We start from the raw sequence: 13,308 nt of genomic DNA, 5'->3' as shown, positions 1-13,308 counted from the left end.
ACCTCTTACCCAGAAGGGGGACATGCCCCCTTCCTGCCTTAAGTATTGGCAAAAAATTACAGATTACGCGTACGACGCTTGATCATGCGCTCTGCTTCTTTAAGCGCAGTCTTAATGTCTTTACCTTCATCCAACACTTCCATCAGTGCATTCTCTAGGATGATAGAACGAGCAACGTGATCGCCTTTCGCTGGTGCCACTGGCTTGATGTTCTGCGCCACTTCAGCAAACAATAGACGCGCTTGCTGACCACCTAGGAATTCGATTTTCTCTTCGAACATTGGGTCGTCGTAAGTCGTGGTGTTCGCAGGGAATGCTGCAATGGTTTCGAAGTGTTTAAGCTGAATTTCACGCTTGGTTGTCATGTATTCAATTAGCTTCCACGCTTCATCTTGGTGCTTAGATTGGGTTGGAATCGATAGGAATGAGCCGCCCCAGCTTCCGTAAATACCATCAGGAAGGTTAGACACGCCCCAGCTGCCTGCTGTTTCTGGCGCAATCCAGTTGTTTAGGTGACCAAGTAGCCAAGCACCAGAAAGCTGAGTCGCAAATGTGCCGTTACGGAAGCCTTCGTACCATTCGTTTGACCACGCTAGAATGCGACCATCCAAGCCTTTGTCACGGATTTCTTTTGCCACTTCGAACGCGTGCACAAATCGCTCAGAAGTCACGACTGGGTTGCCGTCTTTGTCGAAGTACAGACCTTCACCTTCAGGAACTGTGGTGAAGATGATCGCTTGTGCCACATCCGCTGCCGAAGCGATTAGTTGAACATTTTGCTGCTTAAGTTTTTCACCTGCTGCAATGTAAGAATCCCAATCTTTGATCGCTTCGTTAACATCAATGCCCGCTTTTTCGAAAATGTCTGTGCGGTAGTACATAACACCAGGACCGAGATCGACAGGCATGCCGTAAACATCACCGTCGGCACCTTTGCCTTGCGCCCATGCGTAAGGAGCAAAGCTTTCTGCGTACTTATCAGCGCCATAATTCTCAGACAGATTAACCAAACCGCCTGACGCCACGAATGGGCCAATCTTTTCTACATCGACAACAATCACATCACCTGCACCAGAGCCCGTCGCCAAGTTGGTTGTCAGCTTCGTATGGTGGTCACCGTGGTTGTTCATTAGGTAATCAACCTTAATGCCGGTCTCTTTCTCGAAATCTGGCAACAGCACTTTTAAGCTGCTATCGAAGTCAGGAAAACCATCGAAGCGGATTTTAGTTTCATCGGCAGCGTTTACCGTTGCAGCAACACCAAGTGCAGCCGTCATGGCAAGCGTCAAAGTTTTGAGTTTCATGTTGTTGTCCTTAATTATTGTTCTAGAGAGTATTGAGTTCCTTGACCGAACTTCTTGGCACTAGGGTAGGAGTGAGTTTGAAGTTCACATCACGTTTGTTCTTGTTCAGCGCTTGGATGACAAGTTGTACCGCCTCTGCGCTCATCTGTTCTATCGGGAAGTTAACCGTGGTAAGGGCTGGCGTGAGATAGCGAGCAAACAAGATGTCATCAAATCCTACGAGAGAGATTTGCTCTGGCACCTGCATACCTTCTGCTTTCAAGACTTCATAAGCACCAAACGCCATGTGATCATTACAAGCAAACACTGCAGTGAAACCGCTTTCACGCTTAAGCAATTTGCGCATCGCACTGATACCAGATTCTTCTGTAAAACCGGCCTCGGACACTAACGCTTCGTCATACGCAATTTCCGCTTCTTCAAGAGCCTTGCGGTAACCTTGTAGACGCCCCCGTGCGTCAGATCTGTCCAGAGGTCCGGTAATACATGCAATGTTACGATGCCCCATTCGCAACAAGTATTCAGTCGCCATTCGGCCACCAAATTCGTTATCGATCTCGATACAGCTATGAGCCATTTCAGGGATGTATCGGTTAACCAGCACTACTGGAATCCCTTTGTTATCGAGGTCGATCAGATAATCATCAGAAAGGCTTTGTGTGTGCAGAATCATCGCATCAACACGGCGACCAAGCAGAAACTCTACCGATTCTCGCTGGCTTTGTTCCGTATTCGATCCCGCCGTCACTATCACGTGGTAACCCATGCGGCGTAAGCGCTCTTCAATGCTATGTAAGATGCCCGAATAAAATGGACCACCTAGTTCAGGAACGATAATGCCAATACTGCCAGTGCGGCTTGAGGCTAATGCCTGTGCAATAGAGTTTGGACGATATCCTAACTCTTTGATCGCTTTTTCGACTTTAAGCTTTTTGTCATGGCTAACGCGGCAAGTGCCGTTAATGACTCTAGAAACGGTCGCTTGAGAAACGCCAGCGTATTCAGACACATCTTTAATCGTCGCCACATCAACCTCTTTAATGACTCCACATCGCAAGTTTCAAACACTCCGAAACCGCTTTCATGGACGCATTATTCAATATCCAGTAGATGGTTAGCGTGAGTATGTTCACAACAAGTTTGGGGCTAAATTGAGTAATTTGATAAATAATGAGGCTACTTGCAGTTTTCTTTTCATCCATGAAACTGTTTCATGAGACAACACAGGTCGCCTCCTTTTAACCAAAAAAAAGCCTCCACGAGGGAGGCAAAAATATAAGGGTTAAGAGATGAATGGATGGTAAACACCTGATACTTCTGCCTTAAGTGTTTACCATCTTTACATGGACAGTAGTTAACTAGGTGTGGCTTACCACCACGCTTCGAACATTGCACCAACCGTTACTGTGTCAACATCGGTTGCAATCTTCTCACCAGTCACAGAATCAAAACCTGTGTACTCGTTATCTGCATTACCCACTGTTGCGTAGAAACGCAGCATTGGACGGGACCAAGTTTCAGGACCGATAGCCATGTTTTGCGATAGCGTAATTTTCCAAGAGCTATTCGTTGCATCGATGTCATCGTAATCAACCACGCTATAGCCTGCTTCTAGCCACGTGGAGTGGATATCGTTCCATTGGTAAGTCGGGCGCACAATCGCGTTGTAGTTTACGCGGCTTTCATCCCCTTCTACTTCCAAAGATTGGTAAGCAGCTAAATATTGAATGCCCGCTTTGTCAGTGATTGACGTGCTGCCATCAAAGCTCACTAATAGTGCGGTTTGATCTTCTGCTAAATCAAACACACTGTCTTTCGCGTTGTCAGAGTAACGAACAATCAAACGCTGGCCTGCAGCAGATAGTTCACCTGCCACTTGGTAAGCGGTCACATCACCTACGTCTTCGTCTTTCAGCTTATCAGACGCAAAACCGTAGTTGGCGTAAATGCTCAAGTCAGCAGATTCACCAAGCTTGATACCGTGTAATTTACTGGTCAGCGCATAGCGGCCGTTATCGCCAACCATATCGCCTTCCACTTGGCCGACTGCACTAAAGTCAAACTTCACACCGCCTAGATCTAAATTATAGAAACCACCACCTTGACCATCGTGCATCATCCAAAAGTAGTCATTTAGGTCTGTTTGAGGACGTTGGTGGAAGTCACGGCCAGCCCACACATACAAATCAGGCTGGGATTCAAACAAGTTCGCGGCACCAGCGTACATCTTCTTCACGTTCACGCCGCCATCGTCAGCCCATGAAGCGTCTGCCCAATGATCTAACATGAATACCAAATCCCAAATCGCACCACCGTCGCTCTTGAATGCTTTTGCTAACTGGAATTCGCCGCCGTTTTGTTCGTTACCTAAACGACCTGTCGCATTTGAGTTCAATGCACCTGCCGTACCGACTGTTAATGCATCGCTACCTTGATAACCCGCACCATAACGAGCGTAACCAGAGAATACGATACCCAACGGTACTTCCGTTTCTGCAGATAACACTGCTGGTTGTTGGTCGTATACGTAACCCGTTTCCAGCTTTGTTTCCAGCTCTTGGATGCGTTTTTCTAATGCCTCCACATCGGCATCAGCAGCAAAAGAAGGTAAAGAAGCAAGCGAAGCGGCCACCGCAATAGAGAGAGGTAAAACTTTAAAGCTTTTCATGTGATATCCCTAAAATTTGTATGTATTGTTATCTCGAAAGGAATATTAAGGAATGAAAGCATTGAAAAGCCGCTACGGCTTCACACCACAATGGTTAAGAAAGTGACATGAAACAACGCATGAAACAAAAAGAGGGTTTTACTCATTAAAAACATAAAGATAGAAAATCATGATTTTTCTAGCATGATTTGAAATCGCTTTCATTTCACAGAATTGTTTAATTGCTATCACGTTAATTTGTCCTAAGAACGTGCTGTTCAATCACAAATAAATGAAACATTTCATGATTCTGAAAGATTTCATAACTCGTAAATTTCTTACAAATTCAATCAGTCGCATAAATAACAAACATGCTTCATATCACAAATAAGGACTTTGCTATTCCATCTAATACTTAATTACGACCTAGAATAAGCTTCAGATAAGTCTAAAGTAGGGATACACAATGTCGAAATTGGCCGGAGCACGCCTAGAGGAAATGGCGGATATCCGATCGACAAGAAAGAAGATCGTTTTTCTCTGTTCTAGCATCGCCACTGCATTTCTAACCTATGGCTCTGTACTGCACTATCTTGAAGGCAACTGGGGGCTCAGCTTACTCATCGGAGTATGTGCGTTGGCATGTTTAACCATCAGCTACCTGATCAAAGTACGTGGTCACCACCAATACGCCGATTTGTTGCTCACAGGCGTATTGATGTTCGATGGGCTGTTACTGCTCCTATATAGCGATGCGCCCTCCGGTCGATTACTTTGGCTCTATCCGATTGTGGCTGCCATCATCTTGATTAACGAGTTCAAGGTCGGTCTGCTGTTTAGCGTGACATATTCTCTCATCATCTTTTTCGATTTGACCTTTTTAGAGAGTGTACCTACCGCCAGTGAGATGACTGAACGCCGCTTTATGTTCACCCTTGTGGCCATTTGTTTTGTCTGCCATACCTTCTCTTACTACTACTCCAAGGTCGTGAACTACATCCAAACGCTTTATCGTGAAGGCATTGAGGAACTGGCATACCTAGACCAATTAACGGGGCTCGCTAACCGTTGGAGCTTTGAGACTTGGGCGCGCGCGAAACTGGAAGAGTTAGATCAAACTCAGAATAATACGGTCACTGCACTGGTTTTCCTCGATATTGATAACTTTAAGCACATCAATGACAACTACGGCCATGATGTGGGCGATCGCGTTTTAAAACACTTTGCGACTCGCTTGAAAAACAATATTCGCAACAAAGACCGAAAGACGGACAAACACGATTATTCGATCGCTCGCTTTGCGGGAGATGAGTTTGTGTTGATGCTTTACGATGTGCGCTGCAAGAAGGACCTAGATAATATCCTTGATCGTATTGTAAACCTGTTTCAGAAAGGCTATCAGACGGAAGACAATATCAATGAGTTGACCATGAGTGTGGGAGCTGCAATTTATGGCCAAGATGCTAAGGATTTATCTGAGCTCACTCGCTGTGCAGACAAAGCCATGTACGCCGCAAAGCATACTGGCAAAAACCAGTATGCGTATTACGAACATTGCTCAAATGCAGAAGAGTTACGCCATCAAAGGCATTCGTTGGTTGGCGGAATGGGCAATGTGACTTCATTACAACGAGATGCCAGCTTGTAAGAGTGAATCACTCGAACATGGCTCAGGAATACATATACATCGCCCATAAACCGACAAGCAAAAACGTGATAAGCCAGATCACTTGGCCAATTTTTCTTGGTTTATCATCTCGTGGGACAAGAACAGGCTTAAGTGCGCGCTCTTTCATCTTTCCAACTAAGCTGCTTTCAATGGCTCGCTTGTAAAAAGCACGGCGCTTTTGAGCCGCATTGGCCACTTTAGTAAAGCGATGCCTTTGCTCTGTTGTAAACTCCGTCGCTTCATAGCGAGGAGGGAGATCGGAATGTTTACGTTGTACTGCCATCACTTCCTCCTTGAACGATGGGTGTGCCTACCCTTAGTATATACAAAAGTTAGCGGCCTGTTGCTAAAAACCTTTGATTCTGAATAACATGCATAAAAAAACCACCCGAAGGTGGCTTTCATTTCAATTCGATTTATTGCTTATAGGTACTCACACAAGTACGCGGTTGCATCTTTTACTTGCAGCTCGAACGATGAATTTCCTTCTACTTCGAAGAACTCACCGGTGTTGTAAGTGACCCAATCAACCTCGCCAGCTTTCTTAACGATCAATGCACCTTTGACCACACTCATACGCTCTGGCGCTTGAGTGCCAAACGTGTATTCACCTGGCAACATTACCCCAACACTGACATCCTGCCCTTGTTGGTTAAAACCTAGCGACTTAACGCCACCAGCAAAATAACTGTTTTCCTTAATACTCATTATTGGTTTCCTTATCAAAAATCAGCTCTTTTTTACCCTGTTTCGGTTTGCGACTCAAGCATCTAAATTGACCTTTACTGAAAAGCTAACTTATCAATAACTGTGTTTCGGAATGTAAAAGTGGACATCAGATCATAGTTTCACCGTATTAAATACGAGATTGTTTGTTTTTGCGGCTCAAGCTTCTCACCATTATGGAAAAGGAAAGTAAGCAGGGATCATGACTAACACCACAGGCCGTAAGCGCAAGCAGAAACCGGAACCGCAACCCTCACTTTGGGCTCGTCATCAGCTCAAAATCATCAAAGGAGGTTTTGCTCTGTTTGGGTGCACGTTGTTTGGCGTGATCAGTTATCTACTTTATGCCTCTTATTTGGATTACATCGATCGCGATAAAATCTATGGCGAATGGATTGAAATTGGTGCCCCACCTAATCAAACCGAGCACCTTTCCTTTACTTCCAACGGGGTCTTTCGCAATCACCGTTTGATCGCCACTCAATTTGAGTTTGATGGCAAAGTCATCACTCTGAACACAGGCTTGGGTAAAACCGAGTATCAGTTGTCAGGTTCTCACCTCTCCCCACAAATACGCCGTATTGAACCTCGCTTTCCCGATCAGAGATTTATTCTCAAAGGCTTCGAGCACACAGTTCAAGGCTCAGAAACTGGGGCGGCTTCCAAACGTCGTGCCGCTCTAAGTGAACACTTCGGCCGCAAGTAGCCTTTTATCCATCACTCCTCTTCTGTATACAAAACAAACACTTTTTGTCGTAACCAACTCTATTACAAAGTAAAAGTTTAATTTCACTCGCAAAATAACGAGTACGAACTGAGTAAGCAATTAATTAAGTGCATGCAAAATATTTATAAAATATTGGCTCAATATTGAATTTTCACTGCAAATTTATGTTTCTTGTAGTGAGATTTAGGTAACACGGTCGAAAGTTGATTTATTTTTTTTTGAAAAAAAATAAGCCTCTGAAATGCTCAAGGGGATGCTTTTGCACAGTGTGTGAATTGGTTGTCTTTTCTGTCGCAGGAGCAGCTTATGTTCGTTAATGAACATGAATTCAAGGATTGAGAGAGAAGTTATGATTCGATTTAACCTATGTGCAGCTGGGGTTGCCCTAGCACTATCTGGCGCTGCAAATGCGGCTCCAACCGCACCAAGTATCGATATGTACGGTTCCAACAACCTGCAGTTTTCTAAAATTGAGTTGGCAATGGAAACCACATCTGGCTACAACGACATGGTTAAGTACCATGAGCTAGCTAAGATCAACGTGAAATTTAATCAGTGGAGTGGCACTTCTGGCGACACTTACAACATCTACTTTGATGGCGTAAAAGTGGCAACAGGCCCTATCACTGGTAGCCAAACAACGGCATCATTTGAATACGGCCAAGGTGGCTTGTACCAAATGGAAATCGAAGCATGTGACGCAACTGGTTGTGCTAAGAGCGCACCAGCAGAGATCACTATCGCGGATACTGACGGTTCTCACTTACCGCCTCTAACCATGAATGTTGACCCAAACAACAAAACCTACAACACAGACCCAAGTGTCGTGATGGGTACTTACTTTGTTGAATGGGGTATCTACGGCCGTAATTACACGGTTGATAACATGCCTGTCGACAACTTGACTCACATCCTTTACGGCTTTATCCCAATCTGTGGTCCAAACGAGTCGGTGAAATCAGTTGGTGGTAACAGCTTCAACGCTCTACAAACTGCCTGTCGCGGTGTGAATGACTACGAAGTGGTTATCCATGACCCATGGGCAGCGTACCAGAAGAGCTTTGCTCAAGCTGGTCACGAATACAGCACACCGATCAAGGGTAACTACGCAATGCTAATGGCATTGAAGCAACGTAACCCAGATCTAAAAATCATCCCATCTATCGGCGGCTGGACACTTTCTGACCCATTCTACGACTTCGTTGATAAGACAAACCGTGACACATTTGTCGCGTCAGTTAAGAAATTCCTGAAAACGTGGAAGTTCTACGACGGTGTAGATATTGACTGGGAATTCCCTGGTGGCGGCGGTGCTGCAGCAGATAAAGGCGACCCAGTGAACGATGGCCCAGCTTACATCGCGTTGATGCGTGAACTGCGTGCAATGCTGGATGACCTAGAAGCGGAAACAGGCCGTACCTACGAGCTAACTTCAGCAATTGGCGTTGGTTACGACAAAATTGAAGACGTTGATTACGCAGATGCTGTGCAGTACATGGACTACATCTTCGCGATGACTTACGACTTCTACGGCGGTTGGAACAACGTTCCTGGTCACCAAACAGCACTTTACTGTGGCTCATTCATGCGTCCTGGTCAGTGTGATGGTAGCGGCGTTGATGAAAACGGCGAACCGTACAAAGGCCCGGCTTACACGGCTGACAACGGCATCCAACTTCTACTCGCGCAAGGCGTTCCTGCGACCAAACTGGTTCTGGGTACTGCAATGTACGGTCGTGGTTGGGAAGGCGTAACACCAGATACGCTGACGGATCCAAACGACCCAATGACAGGTACTGCGACAGGTAAACTGAAAGGCAGCACGACTCAAGGCGTTTGGGAAGATGGCGTGATTGACTACAAAGGCATTAAGTCATTCATGCTAGGTGCGAACAACGCTGGTATCAACGGCTTCGAATACGGTTACGACGAGCTAGCAGAAGCACCTTGGGTGTGGAACCGTTCAACGGGTGAACTGATTACATTTGACGATCACCGCTCTGTATTGGCAAAAGGCAACTACGCGAAATCTCTGGGTCTAGCTGGTCTATTCTCTTGGGAAATTGATGCAGATAACGGCGACATCCTTAACGCAATGCACGAAGGCATGGCCGGTGGTGTGGTTGTTCCACCAAACCGTAAACCAACGGCAGCAGCTGGTGCAGACCAAGCAGTAACAGGTCCTGCAAGTGTTGTTCTTGATGGCAGCAACTCAACTGATTCTGATGGCACAATCGCAAGCTACGCTTGGGAGCAAGTATCAGGTACTGCAGTAGCTCTATCTGGCGCGAACACTGCGACAGCAAGCTTTGATGTAGCGGAAGTGACTGCAGAAGAACAGCTAACGTTCAAACTAACAGTAACCGATGAGAAAGGCGCAACCGCTTCTGATCTTGTTGTGGTAACGGTTAAACCAACAGGTACCGTTGATAACACAGCGCCAATTGCAAAAGTTTCAGCTCCAGCAACAGCGAAAGCTGGTAACGTAGTTGTGATTGATGCTTCGGCTTCTAGCGACGCTGACAACGACACGCTAACGTTTGATTGGACGCTACCTCAAGGTCTAAACGCAACGGTTAACGGTGCGAAAGTGACGTTCACAGCAGCAGAATACCCACAAGACACAAGCCTAAGCTTCACTGTCAGCGTAAGCGATGGTCAGGCAGCGTCTTCAGCAAGTGCAACCGTTGTTGTATCTAAGCACAGCACAGGTGGTGGCACTTGTACTAACGCATGGGATGCAACGGCTATTTACACAGGCGGTGACCAAGTAACGCACGCAGGTAAAACTTGGGAAGCTAAATGGTGGACACAAGGTCAAGATCCTAGCAAGTCTGGCGAATGGGGTGTTTGGAAAGAAGTTGGCACAGCTAACTGTAACTAAGCACTGCTAAGTTGTTGTGATTCAACATCACTCGCTTTGAATATTGTTAAAACAAGAAAAGGACAGCTTCGGCTGTCCTTTGTTGTTCTCACAGAGTTTATTCAACACTCTTTAATCATCAGCTCGCTTCAATTAAACGGTCGAAACTCTGGAATACCTCATCACACTTCATCACACGACCATGGCCTTGGCCCTGCGTAGTAAACAGTTCCACTCGTTCAATCTCGTCCGCCGCTTTAGCAGAGACGCTGTGTTTGGTGAACTTATCCTGCTCATCATGAACAATAATAGTTTTTGCTTCTCGCTCAGCTAAGCGCCTCTCTGGGTCAACTGATTGCAATGGGTAGCCAAACTGGTCTTCCACTTCCGAAACCACCGCTTTGAATAACTTCATTGAATAACCTGAACGCGCAATGCTGCCAAATAGGTTTTCAACGTAGTTAAGCACTGGCGCGATCAACAGCAAAGGCTTGTTTTCTAATTTACTGTGGCGGCACTCTAGCGCTGAAGCGGTACCCATGCTGTGCCCCACCAAACCTGCAACCTCATCGACAGAATCTAATACATCTTCAAGACCGTATACAAACGCTGGAATATGTCCGTATTGTCCCTCACTCTCGCCATGAGCAGGATGATCGTACGCTAATGCGGTGTAACCCGATGCCGCAATATGCTCCATCAACGGGTAGAACTGGCTCGCAGTCCCTGACCAGCCGTGAGTCAAAACCCATACTGGGCCACTACCAAGTTGATAGGTTTTAATTGCACCGGCATGACCTTGCACTTCGCTTTTGATAAGCCCCTGTGGCTCGACATTTCTTGGCTGAGTACGAGCGGGAGTAAGCAACAGTTTACGCGCGGTCTTTTTTGCATGTGACGGCGCCAACGTGTGATGCAGGCGGGTACTGATGTTGACCAAGCTGCGTTTAACACTGAATTTCTGCGAAGTATTGAAGTAAATTTTCTCACTCATGATCGTTTCCTTAACTATCAGCTTTGCACAAAACAGAACGGTCGTGCTTTTTATGCTGATAAGAAAGAGCGCTCTTTGTCGCTCTTCATTTTGAATCTTTTACTATACCCGTTACCGCGGGGTTAGCGCTTCCATCGAGTAAACAAGTTATCGATGCCCTGCCAGAACAGTCTCTGGCTCTCTTCTTGCCCTTTGATCGAGTAAAATACGTGTGCACTTAAGTACTGCCCGTATAAATCAAAGGTCGCTTGTCGCGTGTCTAAATCGGCGACAAACTCTTGGTTTTCTTTGCCTTTCTTGATCTGAATTTCTAGATAATTCAACCACGTATCAATCGACTTACGTAATGCAGCTTGCAACGCACAACCTTCTTCTGCGGTGTCATTCCAAGCATCAAGGAACATACAGCTGCCTTGAAAAGAGTGATTCCACGTCATCCAAGTATCCAACAAGCCACGTACTTTACGCTCAATGTTGCTATCGCCTAGCTCGCGCGCAGGCGCAATTACGCGCTCAGCGAATACTTGATTGGCAAATTCCAACACCGATAGTTGAAGGTTCAACTTGGAATTGAAGTGAGCAAACAAGCCACTTTTCGACATACCACACTGCTTAGCGAGCTCACCAATAGTGAGACTCTCTAACCCATTTTCACTCGCGAGTTGGAATGCACGCTGCAGTATCAGCTCTTTGGTTACTTTTCCTTTTTTCATAAACACACTTTTAGCACGATCGTACTTTTTTACAAGTCCTCAATTTACTGGTCAAACCAATTTATACCCACTTACACACTCATGATCGCAATACATTGAGTAACCTAATGAATATGAGTTTTCGAAATTTGAGGTGAGTCAGAATTTAAGAAACTGGTTACCACCAAATGCACATCCGTTGACTTTTTAGCGCGAGAACTGAGTCATTAACTGCTAATTTCGCAGCGATTTTTCACTTTTTTAGGTAAGTACTTATGGCAACCACAAAGAAAATTGCCAGTTTAGAATTTGCTCGTATCATCGCGATGTTTGCGATCGTAGGGCTTCACTGTCAGATGGCTCTCACCTATTGGCAATGGGATGAGGTGCCTTGGGTTGGGTATATCCTCAACCAGCTAGCTCGTTTTGCTGTGCCACTGTTTTTCCTCATCTCCGGCTATCTCATTCAACCGAAACTCAGCACGAATCCCGTTGAGACACTGAAAGACTATGCCAAGCCTTTGCTTAAGATATGGCTGGTTTGGAGTGCGATTTGTCTGTTGGTGCCGTTCCGTTGGCAAGTGGTTGCAGAAGCAGGCTATCTCGCCGAGCGACAAGGCTATTGGGGCTACTTAATGTCGAACCCAATCAATTCGTTACTGGAAGGAGGCTTGGTACATCTATGGTTCATTCCGGCACTCATCATTGCTGTAGCCATCATTGCGTTTCTGGTTCGAATCGGCATGATGCAACTGCTACTTCCAACAGCGGTATTGCTCTATATCTATGGTGTGTTCGCAGGCAGCTACGTCACACTCACCGATCTGCCAGCGCCATTCTTTACTCGTAATGGTCCGTTCTTCAGTACCTTACTGGTGGTGCTTGGTTACCTAGCCAGACAGCACCAGTGGCAATGGTCTCGCAACAACACAATTCGATTAATTCTTATTGGTATGGCATTGCATTTCGCCGAAGCCTATTACTTGATGAACTATGAGATCGCCTTTAACTCGCACGACTTTTTGTTCGGTACTGTTGTCTGGTCTTTGGGCGTATTCATGTGGCTTCTTGCCCATCCAAACTTTGGCAATATGCCATGGGTGTTTAAGTGGTCCCCGAGCATTTTAGGTATCTACGTGAGCCACTTATTAGTGATCATCATCATGATGAACATAGCGGGTATGTTGGGGCTAGAAAACTTAGCCAAAGACGCCTTCATTTACCCAGCAACCATTGTGGTGACCTTGTTGCTTGTGAAAGGCATTGAAGCAACACCACTGAAAAAATTATTACTGCGCTAAATCCATTCAGCGCTATGTATGGTCTGCACTACCACTTTTTGGCTAGTGCAGACTTTATAAAAATGAGAGCTCTCTCTCACTCATCAAAATTATCATTTCTAATACTTTGTAATTTGCTTTCACTCACAAAAAACATTGTTCATTTAATTTAGATTTGTCTGACATCAACAAAATGCTCATTAAACGGAGGCGGTATGTGGGCAGGTCAAGGACTCGTTCCTTTTTTAGAAATTAGCCATTGGCTAACTTATGGTTTATACGCTGCAGTAATCCTATTTGGCGCGGCGAGCATTGCGTCACTCAGAAAGTAGTGGCGCAAGCTACATCAATTCAAAACTCCTACCGTTAATTCGAGCTTACTCACACTTAACCCCTTAGGGTGTGT

The 13,308-nt window shown here is 45.7% G+C and carries 11 protein-coding genes; 4 read left to right on the top strand and 7 right to left on the bottom strand.

Features of this window, described 5'->3' with window-relative positions; all coding sequences use genetic code 11:
- Window positions 1-56: 56 nt before the first annotated feature.
- From KIV40_RS22465 to KIV40_RS22455, 3 genes are all read right to left on the bottom strand, one after another.
- Complete coding sequence (locus KIV40_RS22465) at window positions 57-1,304, bottom strand: ABC transporter substrate-binding protein (RefSeq protein WP_038888541.1); 1,248 nt, start codon at window positions 1,302-1,304, stop codon at window positions 57-59.
- Window positions 1,305-1,326: 22 nt separating this feature from the next.
- Window positions 1,327-2,331: a LacI family DNA-binding transcriptional regulator gene (locus KIV40_RS22460; protein WP_012130281.1), complete on the bottom strand. Its 1,005-nt coding sequence runs from the start codon at window positions 2,329-2,331 to the stop codon at window positions 1,327-1,329.
- 342 nt (window positions 2,332-2,673) lie between these two features.
- Window positions 2,674-3,972, bottom strand: coding sequence for a carbohydrate porin (locus tag KIV40_RS22455; protein WP_285351400.1), 1,299 nt, complete (start codon window positions 3,970-3,972; stop codon window positions 2,674-2,676).
- A gap of 445 nt (window positions 3,973-4,417) precedes the next feature.
- Here KIV40_RS22455 and KIV40_RS22450 point away from each other — a divergent pair, with 445 nt between their 5' ends.
- The gene (locus tag KIV40_RS22450; protein WP_285351398.1) at window positions 4,418-5,599 is read left to right on the top strand and encodes a GGDEF domain-containing protein; all 1,182 of its coding nucleotides are present in this window, start codon (window positions 4,418-4,420) and stop codon (window positions 5,597-5,599) included.
- Window positions 5,600-5,621: 22 nt separating this feature from the next.
- On the opposite strand, the gene KIV40_RS22445 is transcribed toward KIV40_RS22450, so the two are convergent.
- The gene (locus tag KIV40_RS22445; RefSeq protein ID WP_005428352.1) at window positions 5,622-5,903 is read right to left on the bottom strand and encodes a hypothetical protein; all 282 of its coding nucleotides are present in this window, start codon (window positions 5,901-5,903) and stop codon (window positions 5,622-5,624) included.
- A 140-nt stretch (window positions 5,904-6,043) separates the two neighbouring features.
- Complete coding sequence (locus tag KIV40_RS22440; RefSeq protein WP_005428471.1) at window positions 6,044-6,328, bottom strand: pyrimidine/purine nucleoside phosphorylase; 285 nt, start codon at window positions 6,326-6,328, stop codon at window positions 6,044-6,046.
- A gap of 220 nt (window positions 6,329-6,548) precedes the next feature.
- Between KIV40_RS22440 and KIV40_RS22435 the strand changes: the two genes are divergently transcribed.
- Entirely contained in the window at window positions 6,549-7,052 is a 504-nt protein-coding gene (locus KIV40_RS22435) for a DUF2850 domain-containing protein (RefSeq protein WP_285351397.1), read from the top strand.
- A gap of 370 nt (window positions 7,053-7,422) precedes the next feature.
- Window positions 7,423-9,957, top strand: coding sequence for a glycosyl hydrolase family 18 protein (locus tag KIV40_RS22430; protein ID WP_285351395.1), 2,535 nt, complete (start codon window positions 7,423-7,425; stop codon window positions 9,955-9,957).
- Between the two features lie 118 nt (window positions 9,958-10,075).
- Here the strand turns inward: KIV40_RS22430 and KIV40_RS22425 are convergent, their stop codons facing one another.
- Both KIV40_RS22425 and KIV40_RS22420 read right to left on the bottom strand, forming a co-directional pair.
- Entirely contained in the window at window positions 10,076-10,930 is an 855-nt protein-coding gene (locus KIV40_RS22425; RefSeq protein WP_285351394.1) for an alpha/beta hydrolase, read from the bottom strand.
- Between the two features lie 122 nt (window positions 10,931-11,052).
- Window positions 11,053-11,643 (bottom strand): TetR/AcrR family transcriptional regulator, encoded by a 591-nt coding sequence (locus tag KIV40_RS22420; protein WP_005428486.1) that lies wholly within the window; start codon window positions 11,641-11,643, stop codon window positions 11,053-11,055.
- A 254-nt stretch (window positions 11,644-11,897) separates the two neighbouring features.
- Here KIV40_RS22420 and KIV40_RS22415 point away from each other — a divergent pair, with 254 nt between their 5' ends.
- Window positions 11,898-12,923: an acyltransferase gene (locus KIV40_RS22415; protein WP_228174994.1), complete on the top strand. Its 1,026-nt coding sequence runs from the start codon at window positions 11,898-11,900 to the stop codon at window positions 12,921-12,923.
- Window positions 12,924-13,308: the final 385 nt, after the last annotated feature.

It is taken from the genome of Vibrio sp. D173a, assembly GCF_030248475.1.
This window is presented reverse-complemented; position numbering and strand designations above follow the sequence as displayed.

Excerpts from the sequence above, each read along its gene's own strand:
- KIV40_RS22465 (WP_038888541.1), bottom strand. The coding sequence starts at position 1,304 with ATGAAACTCAAAACTTTGACGCTTGCCATGACGGCTGCACTTGGTGTT.
- KIV40_RS22455 (WP_285351400.1), bottom strand. The coding sequence starts at position 3,972 with ATGAAAAGCTTTAAAGTTTTACCTCTCTCTATTGCGGTGGCCGCTTCG.
- KIV40_RS22450 (WP_285351398.1), top strand. The coding sequence starts at position 4,418 with ATGTCGAAATTGGCCGGAGCACGCCTAGAGGAAATGGCGGATATCCGA.
- KIV40_RS22445 (WP_005428352.1), bottom strand. The coding sequence starts at position 5,903 with ATGGCAGTACAACGTAAACATTCCGATCTCCCTCCTCGCTATGAAGCG.
- KIV40_RS22440 (WP_005428471.1), bottom strand. The coding sequence starts at position 6,328 with ATGAGTATTAAGGAAAACAGTTATTTTGCTGGTGGCGTTAAGTCGCTA.
- KIV40_RS22435 (WP_285351397.1), top strand. The coding sequence starts at position 6,549 with ATGACTAACACCACAGGCCGTAAGCGCAAGCAGAAACCGGAACCGCAA.
- KIV40_RS22430 (WP_285351395.1), top strand. The coding sequence starts at position 7,423 with ATGATTCGATTTAACCTATGTGCAGCTGGGGTTGCCCTAGCACTATCT.
- KIV40_RS22425 (WP_285351394.1), bottom strand. The coding sequence starts at position 10,930 with ATGAGTGAGAAAATTTACTTCAATACTTCGCAGAAATTCAGTGTTAAA.
- KIV40_RS22420 (WP_005428486.1), bottom strand. The coding sequence starts at position 11,643 with ATGAAAAAAGGAAAAGTAACCAAAGAGCTGATACTGCAGCGTGCATTC.
- KIV40_RS22415 (WP_228174994.1), top strand. The coding sequence starts at position 11,898 with ATGGCAACCACAAAGAAAATTGCCAGTTTAGAATTTGCTCGTATCATC.